Annotated in this window: 27 protein-coding genes; 21 read left to right on the top strand and 6 right to left on the bottom strand. The window is 47.6% G+C overall.

Features of this window, described 5'->3' with window-relative positions; translation table 11 throughout:
* Nucleotides 1-41 precede the first annotated feature (41 nt).
* From MKZ13_RS24770 to MKZ13_RS24735, 8 genes are all read left to right on the top strand, one after another.
* The gene (locus tag MKZ13_RS24770; protein WP_339178992.1) at nt 42-1,688 is read left to right on the top strand and encodes a glycosyltransferase family 4 protein; all 1,647 of its coding nucleotides are present in this window, start codon (nt 42-44) and stop codon (nt 1,686-1,688) included.
* 14 nt (nt 1,689-1,702) lie between these two features.
* Complete coding sequence (gene wecB / locus MKZ13_RS24765) at nt 1,703-2,794, top strand: UDP-N-acetylglucosamine 2-epimerase (non-hydrolyzing) (RefSeq protein WP_339185449.1); 1,092 nt, start codon at nt 1,703-1,705, stop codon at nt 2,792-2,794.
* A complete protein-coding gene (locus MKZ13_RS24760) occupies nt 2,787-3,773 on the top strand; it encodes a polysaccharide biosynthesis protein (RefSeq protein ID WP_017692517.1) in 987 nt (328 codons plus the stop codon). Before wecB ends, MKZ13_RS24760 begins: the two co-directional genes overlap by 8 nt.
* Entirely contained in the window at nt 3,770-4,597 is an 828-nt protein-coding gene (locus MKZ13_RS24755) for an SDR family oxidoreductase (protein ID WP_036605842.1), read from the top strand. The genes MKZ13_RS24760 and MKZ13_RS24755 overlap by 4 nt, the downstream gene beginning before the upstream one ends.
* Nucleotides 4,579-5,520, top strand: coding sequence for an NAD-dependent epimerase/dehydratase family protein (locus MKZ13_RS24750; protein WP_339178986.1), 942 nt, complete (start codon nt 4,579-4,581; stop codon nt 5,518-5,520). Before MKZ13_RS24755 ends, MKZ13_RS24750 begins: the two co-directional genes overlap by 19 nt.
* Nucleotides 5,517-6,233, top strand: a complete 717-nt coding sequence (locus MKZ13_RS24745; RefSeq protein ID WP_221820936.1) for a glycosyltransferase — start codon at nt 5,517-5,519, stop codon at nt 6,231-6,233. The genes MKZ13_RS24750 and MKZ13_RS24745 overlap by 4 nt, the downstream gene beginning before the upstream one ends.
* A 96-nt stretch (nt 6,234-6,329) precedes the next feature.
* Nucleotides 6,330-7,046, top strand: a complete 717-nt coding sequence (locus MKZ13_RS24740) for a glycosyltransferase (protein ID WP_221820935.1) — start codon at nt 6,330-6,332, stop codon at nt 7,044-7,046.
* A gap of 249 nt (nt 7,047-7,295) precedes the next feature.
* Nucleotides 7,296-7,826 carry a GNAT family protein gene (locus MKZ13_RS24735; protein WP_221820933.1) on the top strand — a complete coding sequence of 177 codons (531 nt, stop codon included), beginning with the start codon at nt 7,296-7,298 and terminating at the stop codon, nt 7,824-7,826.
* 145 nt (nt 7,827-7,971) lie between these two features.
* On the opposite strand, the gene MKZ13_RS24730 is transcribed toward MKZ13_RS24735, so the two are convergent.
* On the bottom strand, nt 7,972-8,142 hold the full coding sequence (locus tag MKZ13_RS24730; protein ID WP_221820931.1) for a hypothetical protein: 171 nt from the start codon (nt 8,140-8,142) through the stop codon (nt 7,972-7,974).
* Nucleotides 8,139-9,377: a glycosyltransferase family 4 protein gene (locus tag MKZ13_RS24725; protein WP_221820929.1), complete on the bottom strand. Its 1,239-nt coding sequence runs from the start codon at nt 9,375-9,377 to the stop codon at nt 8,139-8,141. Before MKZ13_RS24725 ends, MKZ13_RS24730 begins: the two co-directional genes overlap by 4 nt.
* A 186-nt stretch (nt 9,378-9,563) precedes the next feature.
* Here MKZ13_RS24725 and MKZ13_RS24720 point away from each other — a divergent pair, with 186 nt between their 5' ends.
* Both MKZ13_RS24720 and MKZ13_RS24715 read left to right on the top strand, forming a co-directional pair.
* Nucleotides 9,564-9,923, top strand: coding sequence for a hypothetical protein (locus MKZ13_RS24720; RefSeq protein WP_047841226.1), 360 nt, complete (start codon nt 9,564-9,566; stop codon nt 9,921-9,923).
* Nucleotides 9,924-10,184: 261 nt separating this feature from the next.
* On the top strand, nt 10,185-11,669 hold the full coding sequence (locus tag MKZ13_RS24715; protein ID WP_221820927.1) for a DHA2 family efflux MFS transporter permease subunit: 1,485 nt from the start codon (nt 10,185-10,187) through the stop codon (nt 11,667-11,669).
* 65 nt (nt 11,670-11,734) lie between these two features.
* Here the strand turns inward: MKZ13_RS24715 and MKZ13_RS24710 are convergent, their stop codons facing one another.
* Nucleotides 11,735-12,817, bottom strand: coding sequence for a glycosyltransferase family 4 protein (locus tag MKZ13_RS24710; RefSeq protein ID WP_313771445.1), 1,083 nt, complete (start codon nt 12,815-12,817; stop codon nt 11,735-11,737).
* Between the two features lie 236 nt (nt 12,818-13,053).
* On the opposite strand from MKZ13_RS24710, the gene MKZ13_RS24705 reads away from it, so the two are divergent.
* The 6 genes from MKZ13_RS24705 to MKZ13_RS24680 all read left to right on the top strand — a co-directional run bounded on the left by MKZ13_RS24705 (nt 13,054) and on the right by MKZ13_RS24680 (nt 18,994).
* Nucleotides 13,054-14,139, top strand: coding sequence for an ATP-binding cassette domain-containing protein (locus tag MKZ13_RS24705; protein ID WP_339185448.1), 1,086 nt, complete (start codon nt 13,054-13,056; stop codon nt 14,137-14,139).
* Nucleotides 14,136-14,852: an ABC transporter permease subunit gene (locus MKZ13_RS24700; protein WP_339178977.1), complete on the top strand. Its 717-nt coding sequence runs from the start codon at nt 14,136-14,138 to the stop codon at nt 14,850-14,852. Before MKZ13_RS24705 ends, MKZ13_RS24700 begins: the two co-directional genes overlap by 4 nt.
* Before the next feature lie 4 nt (nt 14,853-14,856).
* Nucleotides 14,857-16,251 (top strand): GldG family protein, encoded by a 1,395-nt coding sequence (locus MKZ13_RS24695; RefSeq protein ID WP_339178974.1) that lies wholly within the window; start codon nt 14,857-14,859, stop codon nt 16,249-16,251.
* Nucleotides 16,248-17,264 (top strand): DUF4340 domain-containing protein, encoded by a 1,017-nt coding sequence (locus tag MKZ13_RS24690; protein ID WP_221820918.1) that lies wholly within the window; start codon nt 16,248-16,250, stop codon nt 17,262-17,264. Before MKZ13_RS24695 ends, MKZ13_RS24690 begins: the two co-directional genes overlap by 4 nt.
* Before the next feature lie 271 nt (nt 17,265-17,535).
* Entirely contained in the window at nt 17,536-18,525 is a 990-nt protein-coding gene (locus tag MKZ13_RS24685) for a YhcN/YlaJ family sporulation lipoprotein (RefSeq protein WP_339178972.1), read from the top strand.
* Nucleotides 18,526-18,769: 244 nt separating this feature from the next.
* On the top strand, nt 18,770-18,994 hold the full coding sequence (locus tag MKZ13_RS24680) for a helix-turn-helix transcriptional regulator (RefSeq protein ID WP_017692532.1): 225 nt from the start codon (nt 18,770-18,772) through the stop codon (nt 18,992-18,994).
* 202 nt (nt 18,995-19,196) lie between these two features.
* Here the strand turns inward: MKZ13_RS24680 and MKZ13_RS24675 are convergent, their stop codons facing one another.
* Nucleotides 19,197-19,490: a hypothetical protein gene (locus tag MKZ13_RS24675; protein ID WP_339178970.1), complete on the bottom strand. Its 294-nt coding sequence runs from the start codon at nt 19,488-19,490 to the stop codon at nt 19,197-19,199.
* A 170-nt stretch (nt 19,491-19,660) separates the two neighbouring features.
* Between MKZ13_RS24675 and MKZ13_RS24670 the strand changes: the two genes are divergently transcribed.
* A complete protein-coding gene (locus MKZ13_RS24670; protein WP_339178968.1) occupies nt 19,661-20,200 on the top strand; it encodes a DUF4303 domain-containing protein in 540 nt (179 codons plus the stop codon).
* Nucleotides 20,201-20,348: 148 nt separating this feature from the next.
* On the opposite strand, the gene MKZ13_RS24665 is transcribed toward MKZ13_RS24670, so the two are convergent.
* Nucleotides 20,349-20,696 (bottom strand): hypothetical protein, encoded by a 348-nt coding sequence (locus MKZ13_RS24665; RefSeq protein ID WP_339178966.1) that lies wholly within the window; start codon nt 20,694-20,696, stop codon nt 20,349-20,351.
* A gap of 146 nt (nt 20,697-20,842) precedes the next feature.
* Here MKZ13_RS24665 and MKZ13_RS24660 point away from each other — a divergent pair, with 146 nt between their 5' ends.
* The 4 genes from MKZ13_RS24660 to MKZ13_RS24645 all read left to right on the top strand — a co-directional run bounded on the left by MKZ13_RS24660 (nt 20,843) and on the right by MKZ13_RS24645 (nt 24,198).
* On the top strand, nt 20,843-21,706 hold the full coding sequence (locus MKZ13_RS24660) for a MurR/RpiR family transcriptional regulator (protein WP_339178963.1): 864 nt from the start codon (nt 20,843-20,845) through the stop codon (nt 21,704-21,706).
* A gap of 9 nt (nt 21,707-21,715) precedes the next feature.
* Nucleotides 21,716-22,444 (top strand): glucosamine-6-phosphate deaminase, encoded by a 729-nt coding sequence (nagB, locus tag MKZ13_RS24655; protein ID WP_210109933.1) that lies wholly within the window; start codon nt 21,716-21,718, stop codon nt 22,442-22,444.
* Entirely contained in the window at nt 22,441-23,661 is a 1,221-nt protein-coding gene (gene nagA / locus MKZ13_RS24650) for an N-acetylglucosamine-6-phosphate deacetylase (protein WP_339178961.1), read from the top strand. The genes nagB and nagA overlap by 4 nt, the downstream gene beginning before the upstream one ends.
* 165 nt (nt 23,662-23,826) lie before the next feature.
* Nucleotides 23,827-24,198: a hypothetical protein gene (locus MKZ13_RS24645; RefSeq protein ID WP_074096289.1), complete on the top strand. Its 372-nt coding sequence runs from the start codon at nt 23,827-23,829 to the stop codon at nt 24,196-24,198.
* A 589-nt stretch (nt 24,199-24,787) separates the two neighbouring features.
* Here MKZ13_RS24645 and MKZ13_RS24640 read toward each other — a convergent pair.
* Nucleotides 24,788-26,374 (bottom strand): oleate hydratase, encoded by a 1,587-nt coding sequence (locus tag MKZ13_RS24640; RefSeq protein WP_339178957.1) that lies wholly within the window; start codon nt 26,372-26,374, stop codon nt 24,788-24,790.
* Between the last annotated feature and the right edge of the window lie 140 nt (nt 26,375-26,514).

Here is a 26,514-nt window from a genome sequence, read left to right as displayed (position 1 = left end):
GGCCGGGAGGAGGTGTGCACAGTACCCTGTATCGGATATCCGTGTACAGGGTCCGTGCGGCCATGGCAACGAAACCAAAGCTGATGTTATTTTCACATGTGTGTAATACTCGCAGCATTACAGGCGCCGAGAAGCTGCTGCTTCATTTTATGAGAGAGATCGGTGCGATCTTTGAATGTGTGCTCGTAGCCCCTCAGGAGGGGAAGCTTGCGGGGCTTGCGCGAAGATTCGGCATTCAGGTCAAAATATGCACTCTGCCGATGCTTCACGGTGTGTACACACCTTACTTGGGCATTGCAGATGATGCGGAGCATCTTCGCCATACACCAGCGTATCAGGAAGCGGTCTCCCTCATACGGGAGACTGCTCCCGATATGGTGTTAACGAACACCTGCGTTAATGTGATGCCGGCTGTAGCGGCAAAGTCCCTGCAGATTCCAGTCATCTGGAAGATTACCGAGATCATTCATACGAATGAACATACAACCGAGGCGATCCAGATGATTGGGCGTTACGCGGATTGGATTATCGGTATATCCGAGACAGCTGTAGCCCCATTCCAAGAAGCCGGCATAGGTGACAAAGTGACCATTATCTCCCCAACTTGGGAACCCGCGCTACCAGCCCCGGACCGCTGGGTTCATCTGCGCGAACGCAAGCGTAAGGAGCTCGGTTTCAAATCATCACAGACCTGTATCGGTTATATTTCTTCATTTATATATGATGCCAAAGGGTTGAAACCTTTTGTGGATATGGCCTTGAGGATCTGTGAAACGCATTCGCGTTGTCGCTTCTGGATCATCGGGGCACCATCGGATAAAAAGTATTACGACGAGTGTGTATCACGGGTGAAAAAATCCGGGTATTCACGCCGGTTTACCTTCACTACGTTTGAAGAGAACGTATCTCTGGCATATACCGCGATGGATATCCTGGTCATCCCAAGCATGGTCAAAGAAGGATTTGGCATGACCGCACTGGAGGGTCTCTATTTTGCCAAACCGGTCATCGCTTTCGCTCAGGGTGGACTGAAGGAACTAATGGAATCCGTAGGCAGTGATGCATTTCTGGCCCCGCCGGGCGATACCGAAGCGCTTGTCACCTTGGCAACAACCTTGCTGAATGATGCAGAGCTGGCCTCAACTACAGGATGGCGCAATCGGACAGAAGCGGAAAGGCTCTACGGCGTTGAAACCTACCGAACAAAATTGCATACGATGGTGACACAGTGGTTATTGCGTTTTCCCGGATGGTTTGCTTATATCCAACCTCCGAATGGACCGGTGTATGCCCATGGAGAGGGCGGACTACGCACTGTACTGGTTCTGGAGCCGGCTACGGTTCGGGCACTGTTATTCCCGCTGACCGTCATCCAGGCGTTGCCACATTCCTCATTACCTCCAATCGCATTGGGTCACGATGCTCCTGTTGCCTCAGGTACTGTCCCAGCTGCAAAGCTGATTCCACGGAGGGGCAAAACACGGAAGCGTCGTCGCAAGCCACTTGCACCTCATTCTCGCCGAGACCGTGAGGGACTGAAACGTACTTCCGGAACTGGCAGACGTAAGGGGAGACTCCGTACAACGAAGGGACCGCGTCCACATATGGGGAAATCGGCTAGTCGCAGACGCAAATCTGCCAAGGCAGGACGTAGCCGAGCAGGGCGCAAGGGTTCCAATACAAGATGAAGGCAGGGATTACGATGAAGATCATGACGGTGCTGGGTACGAGACCTGAGATCATACGGCTCAGCCTGATCATCTCCAAGCTGGACCAGTACGCGTCCAAACATATTCTGGTGCACACGGGACAGAACTTCACGGAAAGTCTCAGCGGTCTCTTTTTCAAGGAAATGGGCCTGCGCGCACCGGATTACGTTCTTCAGGATGAAGCGGCCACTCTGGGACGACAGCTATCCTCGATGTTTACGCAGATGGAAGATCTGATATTGCAGGAGAAACCCGATAAATTGCTGCTGCTCGGCGATACCAATAGCGCATTATGTGCAATATTGGCTGAGCGCATGGGTGTTCCTGTTATTCATATGGAAGCAGGCAATCGTTGCTTCGACCTGGATGTGCCTGAAGAGAAAAATCGTAAGGTTATTGATGCTATCTCCACCGTTAATATGCCTTACACGGAACAGAGCAAGAAACATTTGGTCAGTGAAGGGGTACCAAGCAGGCGCATCGTGCTCACGGGCAATCCCATCTATGAAGTAATGCAACACTACGACGCGCAAGTAAGTTCCAGCAAAATACTGAAAAAGCTCAAGCTGAAGTCCGGGCAATACTTCCTGGTTACTGCCCATCGAGCCGAGAATGTAGATCATGCCCCTCATTTGCTGGAGATTATGAAAGGGCTGAATCAGGTCGCAGAGGAACACGGGTTGCGTGTGATCTGCAGTATTCATCCGCGTACCGCGATCCGGATTGCGGAGCATCTGCAACTGGAGATGAACCCGCTGGTGGAGTTTCACGAGCCGTTTGGATTCTTCGACTTTGTAATGCTTGAACGTCATGCACGCTGTGCACTTACGGATAGCGGTACCGTGCAGGAAGAGTGTTGCATTATGGGCGTGCCGACCGTAACGATGCGTCGAACTACCGAGCGGCCGGAAACGGTCGATTGTGGCAGCAATGTAGTCTCCGGTCTGGATGCCGCGCGCATCGCTGATTGCGTGAAAGTCATGACAAAGATGTCTAGCGACTGGGATTGCCCGCAAGGTTACAAAGCCACAGATGTATCCAGTAAAGTGGTTAAATTTCTGCTTGGAGGGAAAATGCATGTTTGAAAATAAGCGTATACTCGTGACTGGCGGTACGGGATCATGGGGTTATGAACTTGTGGCTCAACTACTGCCCCAGCAGCCCAAAGAAATTATTGTATATTCCCGGAACGAGTCCAGCCAAGTGGCTATGAGTCGTGAATTTGAAGACCCACGTCTTCATTTCCGGATTGGAGATATTCGTGACAAGGACGCCTTGACGGCGGCTTGCCAGCATGTGGACTATGTATTTCATCTGGCTGCGCTCAAGCATGTTCCGGTGTGTGAAGACCAACCGTACGAAGCACTCAAAACCAATGTGATTGGTACACAGAACGTGATCGAGGCCGCTATTGAGAACAAGGTGGAAAAAGTAATCTATATCTCAACTGACAAGGCTGCCAATCCGTCCAACTTCTATGGCATGACAAAAGCGATCGGCGAGAAATTAATTGTGTATGCAAACTTGTTACACAGTGATACCAAGTTTGTTACGGTACGGGGTGGGAATGTACTGGGAACAAACGGCAGTGTGGTACATCTGTTCAAGAATCAGATCCGCCAGAAAGGGCAGGTCTCCATCACGGATATGAGTATGACTCGATTTTTTCTTACGCTGAAGGATGCAATTACCTTGCTGTTCAAAGCTTCGGTGGAAAGTGTCGGCGGAGAGATCTTTGTCATGACGATGCCTACCTGCAAAATCGTTGATCTCGCGGAAGTGCTGATTGAGGATTCCGGTGTGGAGAATGTGAGCATTGTGGAACGTGGCATTCGTCCAGGGGAAAAAATTCATGAAATATTGATGAGTGAATTCGAGAGCATGACCACCGTTGTCTACGATGAGCAGTACCTGGTTATTCTTCCTACCCTGGGCATACCGGGTCTGCGTGAACATTATACCAATTGTCCCCCGGTCTCCTTTAACAGTTTCAGTTCTGAACACCAACTCATGACCAAAGAGGAGATTCGTGAAATTCTGAAACGCGGAGGATTCCTGTCATGAAACTGCTGATACTTGGTGGAAACGGAATGGCCGGCCATATTCTGGTCGACTATTTCCGCCGTCAAGGTGTACACAGCGTCTTCTACACATCTCGGGACGTAACCGACCCCAATGGTCTGCTCCTGGATGTGAACGACAGCTTCATGGTTGATCGATTGGTAGAAGCTGTGCACCCGGATGTGATTATTAATGCTGTAGGTGTGTTGAACAACTTCGCAGATGAGGACAAAATTACTGCATATCATATTAACGGTTTCCTGCCACATCGTCTGCGTCGGGTTGCAGATACGATTGGTGCACGCCTGATTCATATCAGCACAGACTGTGTGTTCAGCGGAGAACGGGGAGCATATCGGGAAGATGATGTTACGGATGGGACTTCTGCTTACGCCATCACCAAAGCCTTAGGTGAAGTTCAAGATGAAGGTCATCTGACGATCCGTACGTCCATCATTGGACCCGAGATCCGCCAGGGCGGCATTGGTCTGATGCAGTGGTTTATGTCCAGCACAGGTGAAGTCGGAGGGTATACCCGCGTATTCTGGAACGGTGTGACCACACTTGAGCTGGCCAAATGGGTAGACCATTACCTGGCCTCATCGGTTAGTGGTCTGATTCACCTAGCTCATCCGGCACCTGTCAGCAAGCATGACCTGCTTGTATTGTTCAAGCAGACCTGGGATAAGCAGGATGTGACAATTGTGCGTGATGACAGTGTAGTGCAGGACCGTACGCTGGTGTCCACTCGCGAGGATGTGAAGACAGACCTGCCGGATTATTCTACAATGCTGAAGGAGTTGGCATTATGGATGGAGCAGAGCTGAGAGGTAAGAAAGTTCTGATTACAGGCGCATCCGGTTTTACCGGGCGACATGCCGTATCTTATTTTCGGGAAGTTGGTGCAGTGGTTGCGGCGGTAGTCCGGAGGCCGGATGTGTATTCATTTGGTAAAGGTATTCAGGTCCATGTCTGTGATCTGAATGATAAACAGCAAGTGCGTCATCTGATCGGCGAGGTGCAGCCCGACTATGTGCTGCATCTCGCTGGCAAAAATTCAGTGCCTGATTCGTGGTCTGATCCGCTACTGGTCCTGGAGACCAATGTGATGGCCGTGCTGTATCTGCTGGATGCGCTTCGCAGTTGTCCGACAGCACGAACCGTTATTGTAGGATCGCGGTTAAAATATACGCCGGAACCTGGCCGGATTCCCCAGCCTCCGCATCCATACAGTCTCAGTAAAGCGCTGGAAGAGATGGTGTCCTTGTCGTGGATGTCGCTCTTCGGACAACAGATCATGCTGGCGGAGCCAGGCAATCTGATTGGTGCGGGTCCTTCCACAGGCATATGTTCACTGCTTGCACGCCATGTTGTTGCCTGTGAGCAGGCGGGCAAAACCGAGGCATTCCGTCTGTCTGGACGGGACAATACCCGTGACTTTCTGGATGTGCGGGATGCAGTCAGAGCGTATGCGACCCTCCTGGTACACGGGTCCAGCGGTACTGTATACCCGGTGGTGTCTGGAGTCGAGCGCAGTCTTGGTGAAATTGCAGATCTGCTGTTGTCCATGACAGAAGCGGAAGTCCCTGTTCGCTGGGATGGGGCATCCTCTGGTCCGGATGGTTCGGGGAAACAGGAGGAATTATCACTGCTGCGCAAGCTTGGCTGGCAGCCGATGATTCCATTTGCCACATCACTTCAGGATATCCTGAGTGATGTTCGTGTCCAGCAAGGGAGGACGACAAGTTGAATCCAAGAGTATCCATTGTCATTCCATTCTACAACTGCCCTTATGTGCCTCAGGCAATTCATAGTGCGCTGAACCAGACGTATCCCCATGTGGAGATCGTTGTTGTGAATGACGGTTCAACCCGGCATGCAGAGTTGCTTCAACCCTATCTTCCTTATATTAATGTGCTTGGCAAAAGCAATGGCGGGACGGCTTCGGCACTTAATCATGGCATCCGCCATGCTTCTGGTGATTATGTAGCCTGGCTCAGTTCGGATGATTATCTGTACCCGGATAAAATTCGTTATCAGCTGGAGTTTATGCAACGCGAGAATGTGCTCGTCTCCCATACGAACTTTCATTATATCAACGAGCATTCGGCAGTTACCAGAATGCATGGTGGGCCTGAACCGATGGCCGATCTGGATTGGCTGCGAGTGTTCGTTAACAGCAATCCGGTCAACGGTTGTACTGTCATGATCCGCAAGGATCTGTTCAGCGGAGTGGGATTGTTTGATGAGCTTCTGCCCTACACCCATGATCTGGATCTCTGGATGCGGATTTTGCTAAACGGTCATCGGTTCCCATACCTGAATGAACCACTTACTGCCTATCGGTGGCATGGGGGAATGGGATCGGTACGTCATGCGGATGTCATCGGCAGAGAGGCATCCATGGTATGGTCCAGATATCGCGAACCGCTGTTGCAGCGAATAGCGACGCTTGGCGGGTAGCGTAGGGAGGGCAGTTAAGAAAGCCAAAAGATGGCTGATTAACGCCCTCTTTGCGCAGCATTTTACCTAAGACAGTAAGAGGAGGGGAAGGCCCGAATGGAGCCAAAAGTATCGATCGTCATTCCTTTTTACAATTGTGCTTATATCGAGCAGGCTGTTCACAGTGCCATTCACCAGACGTATCCGCATATCGAGGTCATCGTAGTGGATGATGGGTCAACCGAGCATGTGGAGCGGTTACAGCCATTCATGGATTCCATCCGCTATATTCACAAAGAAAACGGTGGAACCGCAACTGCATTAAATGAGGGCATCAAACATGCAACAGGGGATTACTTTGTCTGGCTCAGCTCGGATGATGTGATGCTGCTGGATCGGGTGGAGAAACAACTGACGTTTATGCGAGAGGTCAAGGCTTCATTCTGCCATGGTGCCTACCATTATGTGAATGAGAAAAGTGAATGGTTGGATACGGTGCATCCGGAAGTGGGAAGTCGTCTGGAGATGTTGCAGGTACTGCTGGAAGGTTGTCCGATCAACGGCTGTACTGTCATGTTAGAGATGGAAGCATTTGAGCGGTTCGGACTGTTCGACACTGATTTTCGCTACACCCATGACTATGAGATGTGGATGAGGCTGTTTCCAATGTATGAGCTGTTCTACTACAATGAACCTCTGATGTGTTACCGATTGCATGAGTCAATGGGAACCAAACGTCACTTCAAGGAACTCGTTGCCGAGATGGAACGGGTTCAGGCGAAGCATCGGCCTATTCTGTTCAACTTACTTCAGGTTGGCGGGTACTGGAAGTAGATGGCTTTGGAATGATGGCTGAATGGAATAGATGTTAAATGGACACGAGAGCACCCTTATGAAGCACTTTTGAAGTGTTATAAGTGGTAAGCTCTTTTTTTGCTCTATGGACAGATTCGTGGACAGAAAGGGTGAACGATTGCTGAAGTCTCTGTATAATGAAATGATTCATACACGGAAGGGACTGGACTATGCGCAGATATCAATATCTTAAACCCAACTATTAATAAACTAATGGAGGTAAGAGTATTGATTACAGAGTTATACACAGAACGGTTATATTTGCGAAAAATGAACGTATCGGATGCGGCCAGCTTGTTTAAAATTTGGTCTGATCCGGATGTAACTAGATTTATGAATATCACTCATTTTACGGATGAAAATCAAGCTATAGCCATGATTAAGCTTCTGAATGATCTTGCTCAGGAAAACAAGGCCATTCGGTTCTCTATCTTTGCGCAAGAGTCCAACGAAATCATAGGTTCCTGTGGTTATAATTCACTGGATTTTGACAATCTTAAAGCAGAAATTGGGTATGACATTGCCAGATCACACTGGGGGAAAGGATATGCTACGGAAGCGATCTCTTCTTTGTTAGCTCTTGCATTTTCGACTATGAAGCTGAATCGAATGGAAGCAAAGGTTGATCCCAGTAATGTGAATTCTATCAAGCTATTACAAAAGCTCAATTTCACATATGAAGGCACTCTCAGAGCATACGAGAGGGTAGGCGAAACGTTCAGTGATCTGAATATGTATTCCAAGTTGGCGACAGATTAGAGAGATCTGTAAATAGCGTGTTCTCAGGCCGTTAGAACACATTTGAAGCGAGCAAGGGGTGTCCTCAGTCATTCAGATGACAGATGGGACACCCCTCGTTTGATATTTCGGCATGTTATATGAAGTCGGCATATCATTGGACAACTCAATCTTTTGAATTCATGATTGCCATCGATGCAGGATCGGGAAATACATATCCTTTAGGCAGCTTCTGCATCAATTCGTTCATTACAGCGTAGTCCACGTCGATGTGAGGTGTGGAGACTGGAGTCGAAAACCAGCGATTGTATAGATCACTCGGTACAAGTAACGTCATATCGTATGTCCTCCTCTGTAAATGGCTTCTTGGTAGACTTGAAATGTACGCAATCCCATCACTTCCAGTGAACGGTGTTGTTCAGCCCAGGCTTTCGCCGCCGCACCCACTGCTCTCCGGGTAACATGATCCTCAAGTAGTGCATCCAACAGTTCACGGAGCGAGTCGACATCCTGCGGAGGAACAACCCATCCCGTGCGTCCAGGGTCAACCATCTCAGGCATGCCGGCTGTACCACTGACGATAACAGGTACACCCGCCAGTTGCGCTTCGGTAACGGAGAACGGCTGGGTGTCCTGCAGGCTGGGCTGGACATAGATATCTGCATGGCGCAGGAAGGAAGGAATATTGTCCAACTTGCCCCAGAACACAACATCGGCTCCAATACCCGTTGACGCGGCCTGTGACCGCAATTCATCGGTTAGATTGCCTTCTCCTGCGATCCAGCAGACCCAATCGGAACGTTTGTTTTTCAGACTGGCTAAGGCCTTGATTAACACATGAACGCCCTTGATGTATTCAAGTCGTCCGGTAAAGGCAATGACTTTCTTGCCCGCAGGTGGTCGCTGGCGGAACTTCACAGCTGCTGAGGCGCGGTAGGCTGGGAGATCTACAGCATAGGGAATCTGTCTGAACTTTGATTCAGGAACGGCAAACTCTGTAAGCGTACTCTTGATCCAGTGGCTTGACACGAGAATGAGCTCGGACTGTGCTGCGCTTCGCTCTTCCAATGAGAGAAAATAACGTCCACGCTTGGATTGCAAATATGAAGGGAGAGTAAGCTGTGGGTTGGAATTTTGAGCATCGTAAAAGGCTTCGCGTGCAAGAGCGCCATGATAGCTTGTAACCAGTGGGATATTGCGGTTCAGAATGCGTTTTATGGCTACGGCAGCTACCGGATCTTGCGCATGAATAACGTCATAGTGGTCCACTCCCAGATAAGCGGCTGCCATCTCGAAGGCATATCTATTCAGTTCATAATAAGCGAGAAGAGGATCGGCAGTGAATTGTGGCAGATCAGTCGGATTGAGTTTGGCTTGCAGCATGGGCCACACCTTATCCTTGGAGAAAGCGCGGTTCAGATTACGAACATATACTTCGTTATTGGCACCATTTGTGCCCATGATATCAACCTCTACACCAAGTGCGATTAACCTGTCGGCCAGTTGTTTAACATATGTCCAAATGCCTCCCATATGTGTAAGCTCCCAATACGTAACGAGCAGAACTTTCATAGCGACCTCCTTGTCACGGCCTGCACCGGCCGAGCTTCTATCCTTTTATTCTATGAAAAAAGAGGACCGGAAGGTCGGGCATTTCCGTGTAATTGGTCGAAAATGGGTGAATGCAAATGGCAATGGACGAGAGGAAGCATATCCTATGTACAGGAAGGTTCATGTGCTCCGAAGGAGGGATCTACAGTGGCGGTATATTTACTTGAGATTCATGAGAATCTGTTACAGACATTTGTTCCCGTCAAGTACATGGATGTGGAGTTGGCCTATGTGGGCGGCGAGGAAGGGACGGATGTATTTGTTGGTGGAGCCAGTATTCACGGAGAACTGTACCGACACCTTTTTCACCTAACGTCAAATACGGGGGGAGCTGGCGGTAATCAGGTCATTCATAATCTGGATGTGTCATCCGAGCCTTATGAACTGAGGATCATCAGCAACAGCTCTTCACCGAAGCATCTGGTTATTCGAATATATTGCAGAAGTATTCACGGTCAGACATTGGGCATACTGTCAGAATATCAGATGATGAAGCTTGCAGATTGATATGGACATCATTGCATAGTCATAATTAACCAACGTGTGGAGCAGGGAAGGTGCCTGTTCCATTTTTTTGTGGTGCATCATAGTAGAATTGTCTGAAAAAATAGCTTGACAGCAAAGGTATTTTCATTAGAATTAGATCAGTATTAAACGAAAGTTTAAAACGACGATTTAAAACGATAGTTTGAAATTGGTCGTCAATATAGGCCGAGTGAGACGCATGGCTAAGCCTGCGATCTCTGGCTGGAAAAGAGTGTGGAGAACGTGAAAGAACAAACAGCAGTATCCCAGGAGCCCGCAGAGTTTTCAATCAAAACGATTATACTGCCACTCCTGGCTATTATCGTCGGTATGATCATGGTTATACTGGACAGCACGGTGGTGAACGTGGCCATTCCGAATCTCGTTCAATATTTCGAGACGGATCTTAAGACCATTCAATGGACGGTTACGGGTTACACTCTGGCTTTGTCTGCGGTTATTCCACTGGCAGGCTGGTTAACGGACCGCTTTGGTGCCAAAAGAGTGTTCCTGTTCACGATTGCCATGTTTACCTTAGGTTCTGTATTATGCTCGATCGCTCAATCACCTGAGCAATTAATCATTTACCGTATCATTCAAGGCCTTGGTGGAGGCATGGTTGCTCCTATTGGTATGGCAATGGTCTTTCGTCTGGCTCCGCCTGAGCGAAGAGGTTCCATCATGGGGATGCTGGGAATTCCGATGCTGCTTGCCCCTGCATTGGGTCCGGTGTTGTCCGGGTGGTTTATTGAATCACTGAGCTGGCACTGGATCTTCCTGATTAACTTGCCCATTGGTATTGCAGCTTTCATTCTATGTATCAAGTTTTTGCCTGATACAGATCGTGGACGCACACCTGCACTGGATCTGCTCGGCATGATTCTGGCGCCAATTGCGTTCTCGATGCTGGCTTACGGTGTGAGTGAGGGTGGAACGAGCTGGACATCTGCAACAACTTTGACCGGTGTCATTGTGGGTGGTGTAGCGCTCATTCTGTTCATTATTGTAGAGCTTCGTCATCAAAATCCATTGCTCGAACTCCGGGTATTCAAATCATCTGATTTCTCACGGGGAATTATTCTCGCATGGGTGTCTCAAGTGGCGCTGTTCGGTGCGATGATCCTGATCCCGCTTTATTTGCAGCAGATCAAAGGATACACTGCACTGGAAACTGGATTGATTCTGCTGCCACAGGCGTTGGCTTCCGGAGTGGGTATGCCGCTTGGTGGTCGATTGTTTGATAAAATCGGTGCTAGACCTCTGGCCTTCGTGGGTCTGGGTATTATCTCGGGAGCATTGTTTATTCTGTCCTCTATCACGGCAGAGACAGGTCTTGGCCTGATTATAACGGCTCTGGTCATGATGGGTCTGGGTATGGGCTTGTCCATGATGCCACTCAATACGCATGTATTGAATGCTGCTCCGCGTAAGTTGGTCGGACGGGTTACACCGCTCACGGCCGCTGCACAGCAAGTGGTCGTGTCCTTTGCAGTTGCAGGGCTTACAGGCTTCCTTACATCAAGAATCGCAGACAATACAACGAGTACAGAGCCGACCGCTATCGTTCATGGTTTGGTGGCTGGTTTCAATGATACGTTCTTCCTGGCCGCTTGTATTGCATTGTTCGGATGTTTGCTCAGTCTGATTCTGCGCAAACCTAAGCCGATGCAGGAAGAAGAACTTCAGAATGGCGACAAGCCTGATCCTGCGATGATGATGGGACACTAACATTCTATAAAAACCATACTAAGGCAGTTCAGAGAAATTTTTCTGAACTGCCTTTTTTGCTATGCTCAATGGAAAATTCGCAGTGCTGTCATCATTTCTCGGAAAGAAATGGCATATCGATCTGGTGAAAAAGACAAGCTCATATGCTGTCTGCCCTGAATGCGAATATACTCACGCAGTTTCTTGTTTTTCATGAGGTCCCTTGCTTCGGCTACAGCGGCCTCTACATTTCCAATTGGATAAAACTTACCAGTCTTATTATGTGTGATAAATGAACGCACACCATCCGAATCCGTACTGAGTACAGGGCAGCCACAACTGATGGCTTCAGCGACGGCATAACCGAATCCTTCAAGCAGGGAAGTGGACAACATGATACCTCCTGAAGCAGCGATCATGGAATAGTATGCAGGCATCATTGAATGAGGAACATTGATAAAGATGCCAATCCGATCCTCAAGCCCGTATTCTGCCAGCATGTGCCGGAACATGACTTCATCTTCTGGATTAGCCAAAGTTGGATCGTGGAACAACCATAGTCTGGCTTTTGGATTTTTTTTGACGATTTCACTCGATATGATTAAATATTCACGCCAGTTTTTGTTGTGTTCAAGTCGTCCTACCCAAGCCAGCACCGGATAGGGTGGGGTATCCACTAAGAGTGGTGCGAAGGTGTCCGTATCCAGCATATTGGGAATAACAAACCGATGAAGCCAAGGACAGATATGAATGAACATATCCAGCAGGTGGTCTGTGGGAGGTATAACAGCAGCATCGCAATGGGCCTGAAGGTAAGGGACACCCATCTGTATCGTTTCCAGAGCTTGATCGCGTGTTCCGAGTCCCTGCGCTTCAAAAATAATTCGCCCGGTATAACCAAGTCCTCTCAAGCGGCCGGGCATAGCGATGTCTGAAGTGGCAATGATGGCATCATAATGATGAGTATGGATGATATGATGGATATCCTCGTCACTGGACGCGGTGAAAATGGGCGTATCACTGTTGTTCTGCAATCCCGAGCCTGTGTTGAGATACAATAGGTGCGCTTCAATGCCATGGCGTTTCAGAACAGCGGTGCGCAGTCGATTTAACGTATCCACGCCACCGCTCGGAACATAAAACGTGAATAATACTTTCACACGATTCACCCTCTGACTTTTGGTCAGGAGCACATTCTCCTGTACTCTATGTTACGTTGGCTTTAAGCGCAGGGTGTGGGTGTTGGTCAGAATGTTCACATTTTGGACAAATATTTTTAAGCTGCCTTTTAAGTGTCATTAAGCTGAGGCTAGGATAGCTCCCGTAATATACAAGGAACTTCCCGTGTCTATCATCTATCCTAAACGATGGTGCACGGGTATTTTAACGGGAAAGGATGAAAGATGTGCTCGAAGTGAAACAGGTCAGCAAAGTTTACGAAGGGCAACGCGGCGTACATCAACTGGATTTCACCATGGAACGTGGTGAGATTGTTGGCTTTCTCGGACCCAATGGTGCCGGAAAAACAACAACGATGCGTATGATTACGGGTTATGTGCATCCAACCGCAGGTTCCATTATGGTGGATGGGGTATCGGTGCATGAGCAGGGTCAGCGTGTTCGTTCCAAGATTGGATATCTGCCTGAAACGCCGCCACTGTATCCCGATATGACGGTGCAGTCCTATCTTAAATTCGTAGCCAATTTGCGAGATGTCCCGGCACGTGAGGTTAAACTGCGGGTCAGTGAGATGGTTAGCAGACTGGGACTTCAGGGTCGGGAAAGGCAAATGGTACGTGGATTATCCAAAGGGTATAAGCAACGCCTTGGGCTGGCAGGAGCCATTATACACAAGCCGGATCTGCTGGTCTTGGATGAGCCAACATCGGGCCTTGATCCAAATCAGATTATTGAGATCAGGGATCTGATTCGGGAACTTGGGGAGAACCATACGGTGCTGCTCAGTACGCATATTTTGCCTGAAGTGAGCACACTCTGTAATCGAATGTTGATCATCAATCAGGGACAGCTCGTGCTGGATGGTTCACCTCAGCATTTCGGATCAGCAATGGGGGATCAGTTCAAGGTGTCGATTGAAGTGAAGGCCACTGCGGAGCAATTACATAATGTGCTGACACCATGGGAGAAGGTGCGGAGTGAAGTCATTCAAGCATCGGATGCGAATACCGCCAAAGATACTTCACTTAATTCAGACGCAGCGAATACGGTTAAAATATTGCTTACTGGAGAAAACTCGGAAGATTTCCGGGAGGAGCTGTTCTACCTTTTGTCAGGTGCAGGATTACCGATACTGGAGATGAAGAAGGAGAACCTGAGTCTGGAGCAAATCTTCCTGAAGCTGACCACAACCGAGGCAACAGACACAGATGATGCAAATTCGGACATCGACTCTTCGAGTATATCGGGAACATCAGTTAGTACAGCGGCTGATAATTCGCCCCAAGCTCACAAAGGGGAGGACTCCAAATGAGACGAATGATGGCGGTATGCAATAAAGAGCTGCAAGCTTATTTTCTGTCACCAACGTCCTATTTTGCTTTTGCCGTATATGTACTGATGACCAGTTTGCTGTTCTATTCAAGCTTTGTGTATTACCAGCCGAGTATTGTCGATTATCGTCTCGTGTTGGGCGATACGTTGTCCATGCTGCTGTTTGTTGTGCCATTGTTAACGATGCGACTGGTTGCAGAGGAATTCAGACAAGGAACGGATGAATTGTTGCTGACTTCTCCGGCACGAGTAACAGAAATTATTTTTGGCAAATATCTTGCTTCTCTGGCCATTCTGGTTGTGCTCATCCTGTGTAGTCTGGTGTATCCACTCATCATGTCGTTCTATGGGACACTGGATATGACGACGGTATGGATGTCTGCGCTGGGGTTATTTTTCCTGGGCGGAAGCATGATGGCGATTGGACTGTTCGCTTCTACATTATCCCAGCATCAGATGGTGTCTGCGGTGGCGGGTTTTATTATTTTGCTCGTTTTGTGGATGCTTGATTCATTCGCAGGCAATACAGGATCTGCTTTGCAACAGTGGTTGGATCCGTTTGCCCTGACCAACCGGTTCGACAGCTTCATGAAAGGTGTGCTTAGTGGGCCGGATATCTTGTATTATGTCACCCTTTCGGGTGTGTTTCTGCTGTTAAGCATTCAAATTGTGGAACGGAAGCGGTGGAGGTGAGAAGATGAAAAAATGGTTAAGTCATACCAACAGTACCGTGCTGTCCGTAGCGGTGATTGGCATCTTTATTTTGCTAACACTGTTCCTGAATTCACTTGGCGGCTTCCAGCTGGATCTGACCTCGAACAAACAATACACGTTATCTGACCAGTCTCTTACTGCGATCAAAAATGTGAAGGATGACGTCAACATTCTGGTGTTAACCGTCGAAAATGCCAACAACACCGTCCTGAACCGTGAGGTCACGGATATGGTCGAGGAATATACGAAACGCAATAGCAAGTTGAAAATAAAACAGTATAATCTGACGCAGGAACCTGCGCTTGCATCCAAATACGGCATAACAGGCAGCTCCATTGTGCTGGAGCAGGGAGATCAACACAAAGTGATTGATATCGCCAGTCTGTTCACCGCGACAGGGGACGGAAGTGACGGATCATATCAGTTCACAGGTGAGGAAAAACTTACGCAGGCGCTCATGAATATGTCATCCACGGAGATGCACAAAATGGTCTTTTTGACTGGGCATGAAGAGCTGAGTCTCGCTCAGATGACTACGTTGCAATCCTCCTTGGAACAAAATAATGTGCAGACGGAAGAGTTGCAACTGAATCAAGCTGGTAAGGTTCCAGAAGATGCAGATGTGCTCGCCATTATTGGTCCGCAACGTGATCTCAGTGATACGGAAATAAAAGCCATTCGCACATATCTGAGTAATGGAGGCAAGCTGTTATTATCCCTCGGATTTGTAGAAGATATGAAATCCAGTTGGAAAAACATCGATGCTCTGATGGCTGATTATGGCGTCGTTGATGAGCATGCAGTCATGGTGGATAATCAGCAAGCCAGTACGATGGGGCCACTCTGGGTGGTGCCGGAGTATGGTACACATGCAATTACGGACAAACTTGATACAAGCCAATTGTATCCGATGTTGTCGTTGTCGATTGCGTTGACCAGCAAAGAACAGGATAAATATACCCTTTCACCTTTAATGCATTCTTCAAATGACAGTTATGGGGAGACGAACATCGGCGGTTTACTGCAGAATGAAACAACCAATGATGTCGAAGAGGACATTCAGGGTCCAGTGGAACTAGGGTATGCAGCCGATACGAAGGATGGCAAACCGAAGGCGGTTATTCTGGGCTCGTCCATTTTCATGCAGGATTCGGAAATTGCGAATGGCGGCAATCGGGACTTTATTTTGAATACGGTAAACTATCTGAGTGAGAAAGAAAATGGATTGACGATTCGCCCACGGGAACAAGCCGGGTATGAGATGGCATACCTGAATGGCGAACAGGCCAGAACGATTTTCTTCGTGGCTATAGTAGCATTCCCACTTCTCTTTGTTATCATTGGTGTACTCTTATGGTGGAGGCGCAGACGCGTATGAGAAAATGGGTCCCAACGATTCTGGTGGTCATCGTACTGATTGTGGGCTGGGTGTACGCAGCCAGTCAAAATTATTTTCGAGAAGAAGAAGCGGTGCAAGCCAAATTGCTCGGTATTCAATCCGGGGATATCCAATCTATTACAATTCATGACACAACGGAGGAGACATCCGGTACAGCAGCATCTTCAACCCTGACGCTTGAAAATGGTGTATGGCAGATGGTTGAGCCAAAAGCCTATCCCCTGAACGGTTACAGTGTTAGCAGTTGGCTGGATGCTCTGAGTGGTGCGAATCAGGAACTGGTAGTGGAAGAAGCGCCGACGGATCTGGATAAGTACGGATTGGGAACAGATGCTACACGTATGGATATCAAACTCAAAGATAATCGGGAGATCAAACTGGCTATTGGCGGCCAGCTTCCAGCAGATGATGCACGTTATGTGCGTGTGGATTCGGGTCCTGTGGTTGCTGTGCAAACAGAGGCGATTACCAGCATAGCTTTGTCTCGTCGTGATTTGTTGGACACTACACCTTTTAACATGGATGAGACAAATGTTGGGTCTCTGGAGTGGGAAGGTGAAGCAGCTACCTGGATGTTAACATCGACATCGAAGAACGATGCGGCAGAGCAGACTTGGACATTGAATGGAAAAACGATTGAAGCCACAGATGCCATATCTCTTATCGGCAAAATCAAAAACCTGTCGACAGCAGATGATGTTCGTAAAGCGTCCGAGCTGAAGAATTCCGTTCCCCGATTCACCCTGTCTGTTGAACAGACGGTCAATGGGCAACAAGTTCGAGATGTGTATCGAGGAATTACGGTGCCATCCGAACCGGATCAGATCTGGGTCATTACCCCGGATGGTCAATGGGCATATAGCATGGATGCAACCAGTTTAACGGAAACAGAGAAATTGCCGGATACAATTAAAGCATCCACAACTTCTTCGGAAGAGTCATCGAGTTCTGCAAATGACGCAACGACAACCTCATCAACAGACGGGAAATGAGCGGGGCGCAAGATAAGTGATATTATTGTGTTGAGATGCAAATATTATTTCGAGGCAGTGCTGTGAACAAGCAGCACTGTTTTTTTTTATTTTAAATAGCGAAGAAACTCGGTCCACTGATCAAAACCAAAGATCAATAAGCAAGCCCAAGAACAAAACAAGAAAACCCAAATTTACAGGGTAAGGTACCATATCCTTTCAGCATATCGGTACGTACAGAAGCGCATCCTATCTTTGTGACCAAAACCAACAAACATTGGAGGATGAATACATGCCAGCAGTCAAAAAGGCAACAGCTATTACGTTATCATTATCTACTGCAATCTTTGTAATGGCCGGTTTGACAGGTTGTGGCACGAATCGGGATACCAACAATATGCATACGCAAAGTGTTCGTCAGCAAGCCAACGGGATTAACCGTTATGGTGTGGAAACAAATGGCTTGGATGGCATCCGTGCGAAAAGTTATCGCATGCACAATGTGACTGACCTGAAATCCAGTGAAGAGCTGGCAAAACGCATCACGGAGATGAAGGAAGTTAAATCCGCCCGTGTCATGTTAACGGATCGTAATGCTTATGTGGCGGTTCGTTTGGCAGATGGTCATGCAGGTAAGTTGGAAAGCAAGTCCAATGGTCGTACGAGCATGCTGAATGGAACGATGCGTAATCATGCCAGTGATACCATGCGTGGGGGCAACATGAATCACGATATGGGTGGTATGCGTGTGAATGGCGGTACGGGCACAATGTCTCCGTACAGCACAAGCGGAATTGCTCCAGGACTGAACACAAATTCAGCAACGGATCGCAGCCATATGGGGAATGACCGGAGCATCTATGGAACCATGGGCACAGGCACAATTGGCATGATGCGTGGTCTGACAAATAGCGGCAAAGCACGTGGGACGGATGATGGGCATTATGGTATGAAAAGTGAAGGACAACGTGTAGATAGCACGGACGATAACACATCAGCTGAGATAAAGGGTAAGATTTCAGCCAAAATAAAGCAGTTTGCACCAAACATCGAGAATGTATATGTATCAGCCAATCCGGAGTTTGTGGAGCATGTGGAGAACTATGCCACAGATATTCGAAATGGTAAGCCGGTTAGTGGCATGATCGATACATTCCAATCGATGGTGGAGCGCATCTTCCCAACGAACGGAACAGATACGAATAACCGTGATGGCATCCTTGACGATGGCCTGATGAACCGTAATAATAACGATGGCATGATGAACCGAATGAATCGGTAGTTCTGAAGACAGATGAACAAGTGTGCCTTTGCGCAGATGGGAACATCCGCTGCAGGGGCATGTTTGTTTTACATGATCCAATACATATCCAATTGCATACGTTATCTTTGGACAATGAATCACATGTTTACTGCCCATTTTTCTTATAAAACTGAACCAACGCCCTTGACCTGACATAAGATGAGTTGACTGTATCCCCTTAACCTTGTTACACCAACACAACCCGAGCAAGGAGGGGTGAACATTGAAGGGTATCGATCATAAAAGCAAATTTTTGTTGACCCACCGTGAACGCGAAGTATTCGAATTACTGGTTCAAGACAAAACAACGCGTGACATCGCAGGGCAGTTATTCATCAGCGAGAAAACGGTGCGTAACCATATTTCGAATGTGATGCAGAAACTCAATGTTAAGGGTCGTTCGCAGGCAGTTGTCGAGCTGATTAAGCTTGGAGAACTGAAGATTTAGTTGCGAATTACAGTTAGGATTAAGTAGCAGCATGAAAGCCTTTCTCTATTCTTTGTTATGAAGAATGGGGCAAGGCTTTTTTGCTGCTGATTTATAGTTTATTACATCAGATGATCCGCTGTTACGGGATTGAGTCACACAACTAGGGTGTACAAAAATAAGCCACGCAACGACAACCATTCAAAGGTTATCATTACATGGCTTATGTTGAAAATTGAACATTCATTAATTCAAAGTCAATTTTGCATGAGGCTCCTGAGAAAAATTCCTCTACTACCTCAACATCGCTTCTGCTCGTATGAAATACATATAACTCGCGTGTCGGATGGAGCTTGTGCAGTTCTTTATAACCGCTCCAGGCTTCTTGAGGAGTATCATAGTTTTGAATAACAGCTATATCCTCTAGTTGACGGACACGGTTGCTGGAGCTTGCCTTGATTGCTTCCACAAGCACAAAACGATCTGGGTGTAATTCAGTAATCTCTCCCCATTTCATCGGCGTCACCTCGCTTGGATAGTCGTATTTTTATTATAGCATAGTAGTTTAAGGGTGTAGGAAGTAAGCGCGTTAATTTCGATTATGTGGTACCTTGTAGTTATTGAGAGACCTATATATTATGAACCAATTGAATCTTAATCTACATTAATAATGAAAGGATGAGCTAAATGGACGGTTTAGTAAATGAATTTGAAGACCAATTTCGAGCGGGTTTTCTATCCGATCTGGAACAAACGCTGGCTAAGGTGCAGCGTGAGAAAGTATATGCTTGTGCATTTGGAACAAACAGTGATTGGGTTACCCTGTTTTTGGCGGTAAATACAGAGGATTCATTAAGCAAACATATTACCAATATGAAGGAACAGGGGTTGTGCGACAGCGAGCAGGACGAGATCTATTACAGATGGGGCTGCTCCGAATATCAATATGGCGAGGATACGCACTTCAATCATATCAGCCGATTGTTGTATGCAACAGAAGATATCCAGAAGTATAAGGATGAGATCATTCGAATCATTGCCAAAGTTGTGAATGAGACAGCAGATGACGTTTTCGCCCGGTATGGACAAGCCAAAGCAGACATTACGTTCTTTGTTTCTCTAACAGATGACGATCTGGCAGAGGAGATTGAAAATCAATCGGTTCATCAGATGACTGTCCCCAGCTTAGCCAGCAAGTTCTTAAAACGATATGATGGCATCAACTAGAACGAGTTAACTTGAGTTAAATTGAATCAAAAGAATTGAATCGTTGTACCGCGAAAGTCTTTCCTATTCTTTAATCCAAAGAAGGGAAGAGGCTTTTTTTGTTTTAGCGTGAAAAAATGAAACAACCGAATCCATAATAGTTTATCACTTATAGATTCCTATTCATTTGAAGGAACGTCCTCCATCTTTTCTTCGAAAATGGCTGATAAAAGAGCTGCTCCATTTCCTCGAACTGTGTTTCATTCAGATGAAGATGGAGTGCTCTTTTCGCAATTTTGGCAGCAGGCTGGGAAGAAGATTTTCGGCCTCCGGCTTTTCGTTTGATCGGAATATGAAATTGTAGCAGGTCTTCGAGCTGATTCCAGCCTTCCCAACTCAGCCGACCGCCGCGTTTCCAGTCAATAGCATAGAGGGCATAATAGGCATGTGCTTCTGTTTGTTTGGTAGCAATAATCCAGGTGGAAGGAATGAACTTTCTCCGTTGTCTTCGATTCATTGAATTGCTCCTTCTTTTGTTATTGCAAAAGTCATGTTAAATTCCTCTTGATTTGCAGGATCGTCTTGATTAGAATGAAGTTATAAAAATGATTTTCTTAATTTATTAAAAATAAATAAAAATAATTTTCATAAAGCGAGGTCCTCATGGCAGCCATATTACGTGCGTTGCAACAAGAACTGAATAACCTTCCGTCTCAGGAGCGACGTATTGCCGAAGTCATTATGCAATCTCCATCGGACATTCCAGGCTGGACGATTAGTCATCTGGCAGAGCAGAGTGGCACAAGTGCGGCGACGGTGACCCGCTTTTGCAAGTCGTTTCATTTCAAAGGTTTTCCCGATTTCAAAATGAAACTCGCCGCAGAATTATCCCACGCATCTGATGAAACGGCGTATCAAGATATTGTAGCGGGCAATTCACTATCCAAAATTGTTGAAGCTATCGAAGCCAACCACCTTGCGTCTATTTCAGATACCACCCGTTTGCTGGATTTGGGCAGATTGGAGCAAGCTGTTCAATTATTGTGCCAGGCTCGCCGCATCGACCTGTACGGTGTGGCTACCTCTTCGATTGTTACACAGGATTTCTATCAGAAACTGGTGCGGATCGGCAAAAGCTGTACGGCTTTCTCCGACTCACACATGCAGATTACATCCGCATCTTCGCTCGCTGAGGGAGATGTGGCGATGGCCGTATCCTATTCAGGCGAAACACCAGAGACCATCGATGCCCTGCATTGTGCCAAACAAGCTGGAGCTTCTACGATTTCACTGACTTCCTACGGAAGTAACACACTCGCAACGGTATCAGACATTCCACTGTTTACGTCCTCTCTGGAAGAAGGCATGAGGCGTGGAGATATGGCTTCACGTATTGCGCTGCTGCATGTGATCGATATTTTGTTCACAGGTATGGTAAGTGCCGACTTTGACCGTTTTATCCCTAGACTGGAACAATCCTATCATAATGTGCAATCTTATCGAGTCCAACACAACGGAGGTGCCTGACAGATGAAGATGAATATACGCATTTTTGAAAATGAAGAAGATTTGAACGCCACAGGTGCTGGCCTCATTGCCAGCTTGTTGCAAACCAAACCACGGGCTGTATTGGGGCTTGCGACAGGAAGTTCCCCTGTAGGCATATATAAACAGCTTATCACGTTATATCAGAAGGGACTTGTCAGCTTCTCACAGGCTTCTTCCTTTAATCTCGATGAGTATGTTGGGCTTCCAACAGAACATCGCGAAAGTTACCGCAGTTTTATGAATGAACAATTATTCAATCATATCGATATAGATATTGCTAGAACGCAAGTGCCTGACGGTCAGGCTGCCGATCTGGAACAGGAATGTAATTCCTATGAACAACGGCTGGACGATCGTGGACCTGTAGATCTGCAACTGTTAGGCATTGGACATAATGGTCATATTGGCTTCAATGAACCGGGAACTGAACTTACAGGACGAACGCATGTCGTGGATTTGAAAGATGAGACAAGAAAGGCAAACGCGCGCTTCTTTGACAGCATCGATGAAGTTCCGGCTCAGGCGATTACGATGGGTGTCGGTACCATTTTGAAAGCCAAACAGATTCTGCTCATTGCCCGTGGCGAGGAAAAAGCCGAGATTATCCGCGAAGCGTTCATGGGCCCAATCACAACGGCCTGTCCTGCATCGCTTCTGCAATGTCATCCAAATGTGGTGGTATTGCTGGATCGTGCCGCAGGGAGGCTGGTGAGATGACCGAGGTGAATAGCCGTGAACCTGGGAGCCAGCATGATGAAAATATTTCTCTTCTTCGGGGCAAGCTGCTCCTTTCAAATGAGATATTGGAAGACGGTGTATTAGCCTGGAGGGATGGGAAAATCCTCTATGCTGGGATAGCGGAAGGTCTGTCTGAACAGATTAGGAAAGAGGCCTTGCCTGTACCTGTACCGGAACGCGGCCTCATTGTGCCTGGATTCATTGATATCCATGTGCATGGTGGGAACGGTGAAGACTTTATGGATGCAAGCCCGGAGGTGTTGGACAAGATCACTTCTTTTCATAGTACGCAGGGAACAACAGCGATGCTTGCGACTTCCATGACGGCTCCGAAAGAGCGGCTGGATAACGTACTTGCTGAAGTGGACCGCTACCGTTCGAGTGAAATGCCATATGCACAGCTTGAGGGTGTGCACTTGGAAGGTCCGTTTTTCAGTCCGAAATGGCCTGGTGCACAAAATCCGGAACATATCATTCTGCCTGATGTATCTTGGCTCGAAGCATGGGAGAAACAATATCCTGGCCTGATCCGTCAAGTTACACTGGCACCGGAACGTGAAGGCGCGTTGGAAGTCATTTCATGGCTGCGAGAACAACGGATTACAGCGGCACTTGGTCACACGGATGCGACCTATGAAGAGGTGGAGCGGGCAGTTGAGGCAGGACTACATCATGCAGTACATACGTTCAATGCCATGACACCGCTGCATCACCGGCTACCCGGGGCTGCGGGAGCCGTGCTGAGTGATCCACGCATCAGCGCCGAGGTGATTGCCGATGGTATTCACGTACACCCTGCGGCGATCTCGATCCTCGCTCAGCTGAAGCAACATGATGATCAACTCGTGTTGATCACGGATGCCATGTCTGCTGCGGGATTGGATGATGGGGAGTACAAAATCGGCGACCTGCCCGTAAATGTGAAGCATGGCGAGGCCAGACTGAAGGACGGCGGCGCACTGGCGGGAAGCACACTGACGATGATTCGCGGTTTCCGTTACCTGATACAGGAAGTGGGCTTGAGTCTGAACGCTGCATCACGTGCAGCAAGTCTGACCCCGGCACGCCTGCTGGGTATTGATCACCGGACAGGTTCCCTGGCTCAAGGAAAACAGGCAGATATCGTTTTGCTGAACGCGGAGCTGGATATTGAGGGTGTGTGGGTCAAGGGCAGACGGATCGGTGAGTCATATTAGATTTAGTAAATTAGTATCGTGCTAATAACTCTCATTATGTGATGCATCGGTCTTCGGAGTTAAAACTTGGCTTTTATCTGTGTAGAGGCAACACCTTGCACAATATGTTAAAATAGATCTCAAAAAGACGGGATCTGCGGATCACGCATAACGGAGGCGTGAAACATGGAACGTAACGCTATGCTCGAACATGATCCGTTCATCACAGTGTTGGCGGAGAAGTTGCACATACACGGATATTATGCCTTTTATGGCGAGCATTACAACGAGACCGATATGGAGCTGTACCGCAGGCATCTGTTCACATCATTCAGCAACATCGTATGGGTAGAGCTGGATGCACGCAAAAAGTATATGATTGTCGATCATCGTGGACGCAACACGGTCATGAAACTGATCGAAGGTATGCTGAACACACGTAGGACGCTGCGAGCGAACCAGGCCATGGCAGGTACGGACACCTCTGGAGTCCAGCAGGAGATCGCACATTTATCCAAGCTTGTGCACATGCTGAAGTTCACAACATTCCGCACATAAGTGGCGCGAGTAGCGCTAACGAATCTCTGAAGCCTTATTCCAATGATTTTGCTGTCATACAAAATGTAACGAATTTCAGACACGCTATTTAATGCAATTTAGCGATATTTCGGTACTTAAACATGTCTACAGCGTAAATAAGATGTCTATGATTCGTTAGATTTTCAAACCTGCGAAATTTCAAGTAATAAGGCTTGTGAGGTTTTTTAGACGACTGTTGTGCATTCTCGATTAAGGTTATGTGTGTTATGTGTCAGTCCTAGATAGTAAACAGTAAACGAAAGAGAGAGTCCTGTCATCGCTGACGGAACTCTCTTTATTTTCTTTATACAACGACTCTTCAGTTCAGCAACAACCATATTCACTCATGGACTCGTTCAACGGGGATGCAAGCTTCTGAAGCTAACTCATGTAGTAACTCATATCTTACTAACTTGGCACAATCAATAGAATTATGATAACAAAGCTTCCTAAAAGATCACAAAGTTACTCACCGAATCCTACATATATCTCCAAAGATCTATCCGCATCCACAGATCCATCCAACATTCCTTCATTCATCTTATGTCTGAATCGTCATTAAAAGCAGTTATCTAAACGAAGTTACAAAACTGCTGAACAGCGTCCGAACATCATACTGATACTTGTTGATCGGCTCAATCGGCCGGTTCTCTCCGAGAAGAGTGTAGACGGCGATCCGTGCTGCCCGGACTGAATATTCTTCGGTGAATACCACGTCATCGGGAATTTCGCAGAATTGGCTAATGAAGGCCAGGTTAGTGGAGCCATCAGGCACAACCTTTGGTCGATCGCTGTTCAGTCTTGGCATGAATTGCGCTGTAATGTAAGGCATCATGCATGGAATACAGTTGGCGGTAGCCATGATGGCCTCTTGATGTTCCTGGAAATGAAGATGGCCGATTAACTCCTGCATAATCTCTTCCCCGGTACAATCGCACATTCTTTTTTTCACGTAGTCGCCCACGTTATCCGGGTATAATCCGTATCCCCAGAATACGTTGACATGCTCAGGCTGACCACGGAAATGCGGTTGGAAGGCCAGAACGACAGACATGAACCAGCTGGAATCCTTGAAAGTAACCAGAGCGCCGGTACCTGCCCGGTTACGTGTGAATTTCTCCATCAGATCAAAGAAAACCGAATCCTGGAAGGTGACCGTAAACGATTCCCATTTGGACTCATCCACATGATCATTAAAAGAAGAAGGGTTGCCTAGCAACGGTTTCTTGGCGGCAATGTTCTCCCACAGCTTCCATGAGCTGCCCTTGCCATTCAGTTTTGGGGCGGAAGTCATGGAGCCGATGTCGGCACCTTCGGTCATCGAACCGTTCGTGACAATGACCAGATCGCCTTCATGAATGTCGATGATCTCCTCGGTACCGTCGCGTCTTACATGCATCCGAATTACCGTAATGCCGTCGCCGTCTTTGAAATCCAGATCTGTGACGGTACATTTCAGCGTGAAATCTACGCCAAACGGTTCCAGGTAGTTATGCAATGGAAGGATGATTGAGTCATATTGGTTGAAAGGCGTTCGGGTAACACCTTCCAGCGTTTGGATTCTCGGGAATTCGTGAAAAAAGCGAAGCATGTATCTTTTGAATTCCACGGCGCTATGCCAAGGTTGGAAGGCGAAGGTGGTCGCCCACATATACCAGAAGTTCGTTTTGAAAAAATGATGGCCAAACCAGTCGTTGATTCGCAATTTCCCCAGCGTGTCTTCAGGAGTAATAATCAGTTTGCCCATCGCCAACCTGTCCGCCATATCAAAACCCATGGAGAGCACATCTTCGACCTTGCCGTCACGGTTGACGAGCCGCGCATTGGAATGTGTGGGATTGGTTTCGTCAAATTCGGTAATTTCCTGTCGGACAGATATGCCCGGACGGTCGATGGAAGGAATGGAAGCCAGCAACTCCCAGAGATTCTCATAGGCCTCGTCATTGAGCATCCGCCCGCCGCGGATGATATATCCTTGATCGGGATTACCAGCTCCGTCATTGCTGCCGCCGAGAATCGGCATTTCTTCGATAATGTGAATGTGTTCTCCAGGAAAGCCACAATCTCTGACCAGATAAGCTGCACCCGCCAAAGATGCAATGCCGCCGCCTACAAAATAGACCTGTTTATTACCATGTTCTTTCTTCACGATCATTCGCCTCCAAAAGTTACTGTAATCACATCCCTAATGTAAACCTTGCAGGTCCCGTAAGGTATGATCAAAAGAAAGGGAGTGTCCAGTTTTTGGTCACTTTTGGAAAGGTGTCTAAAACCTAGGCTTAGATCACATACGAA

This window comes from Paenibacillus sp. FSL R5-0701, assembly GCF_037973995.1.
Classification (GTDB): domain Bacteria; phylum Bacillota; class Bacilli; order Paenibacillales; family Paenibacillaceae; genus Paenibacillus.
Note: the sequence above shows the minus strand (reverse complement) of the source record. Positions and strands in the feature narration are given on the sequence as shown.

What these genes read in the sequence shown, in the direction of transcription:
- wecB (WP_339185449.1), top strand. Translation starts at nt 1,703, where the DNA reads ATGAAGATCATGACGGTGCTGGGTACGAGACCTGAGATCATACGGCTC.
- MKZ13_RS24760 (WP_017692517.1), top strand. Translation starts at nt 2,787, where the DNA reads ATGTTTGAAAATAAGCGTATACTCGTGACTGGCGGTACGGGATCATGG.
- MKZ13_RS24755 (WP_036605842.1), top strand. Translation starts at nt 3,770, where the DNA reads ATGAAACTGCTGATACTTGGTGGAAACGGAATGGCCGGCCATATTCTG.
- MKZ13_RS24750 (WP_339178986.1), top strand. Translation starts at nt 4,579, where the DNA reads ATGGATGGAGCAGAGCTGAGAGGTAAGAAAGTTCTGATTACAGGCGCA.
- MKZ13_RS24740 (WP_221820935.1), top strand. Translation starts at nt 6,330, where the DNA reads ATGGAGCCAAAAGTATCGATCGTCATTCCTTTTTACAATTGTGCTTAT.
- MKZ13_RS24730 (WP_221820931.1), bottom strand. Translation starts at nt 8,142, where the DNA reads ATGACGTTACTTGTACCGAGTGATCTATACAATCGCTGGTTTTCGACT.
- MKZ13_RS24725 (WP_221820929.1), bottom strand. Translation starts at nt 9,377, where the DNA reads ATGAAAGTTCTGCTCGTTACGTATTGGGAGCTTACACATATGGGAGGC.
- MKZ13_RS24700 (WP_339178977.1), top strand. Translation starts at nt 14,136, where the DNA reads ATGAGACGAATGATGGCGGTATGCAATAAAGAGCTGCAAGCTTATTTT.
- MKZ13_RS24695 (WP_339178974.1), top strand. Translation starts at nt 14,857, where the DNA reads ATGAAAAAATGGTTAAGTCATACCAACAGTACCGTGCTGTCCGTAGCG.
- MKZ13_RS24690 (WP_221820918.1), top strand. Translation starts at nt 16,248, where the DNA reads ATGAGAAAATGGGTCCCAACGATTCTGGTGGTCATCGTACTGATTGTG.
- MKZ13_RS24685 (WP_339178972.1), top strand. Translation starts at nt 17,536, where the DNA reads ATGCCAGCAGTCAAAAAGGCAACAGCTATTACGTTATCATTATCTACT.
- MKZ13_RS24675 (WP_339178970.1), bottom strand. Translation starts at nt 19,490, where the DNA reads ATGAAATGGGGAGAGATTACTGAATTACACCCAGATCGTTTTGTGCTT.
- MKZ13_RS24670 (WP_339178968.1), top strand. Translation starts at nt 19,661, where the DNA reads ATGGACGGTTTAGTAAATGAATTTGAAGACCAATTTCGAGCGGGTTTT.
- MKZ13_RS24665 (WP_339178966.1), bottom strand. Translation starts at nt 20,696, where the DNA reads ATGAATCGAAGACAACGGAGAAAGTTCATTCCTTCCACCTGGATTATT.
- MKZ13_RS24660 (WP_339178963.1), top strand. Translation starts at nt 20,843, where the DNA reads ATGGCAGCCATATTACGTGCGTTGCAACAAGAACTGAATAACCTTCCG.
- nagB (WP_210109933.1), top strand. Translation starts at nt 21,716, where the DNA reads ATGAATATACGCATTTTTGAAAATGAAGAAGATTTGAACGCCACAGGT.
- nagA (WP_339178961.1), top strand. Translation starts at nt 22,441, where the DNA reads ATGACCGAGGTGAATAGCCGTGAACCTGGGAGCCAGCATGATGAAAAT.
- MKZ13_RS24645 (WP_074096289.1), top strand. Translation starts at nt 23,827, where the DNA reads ATGGAACGTAACGCTATGCTCGAACATGATCCGTTCATCACAGTGTTG.
- MKZ13_RS24640 (WP_339178957.1), bottom strand. Translation starts at nt 26,374, where the DNA reads ATGATCGTGAAGAAAGAACATGGTAATAAACAGGTCTATTTTGTAGGC.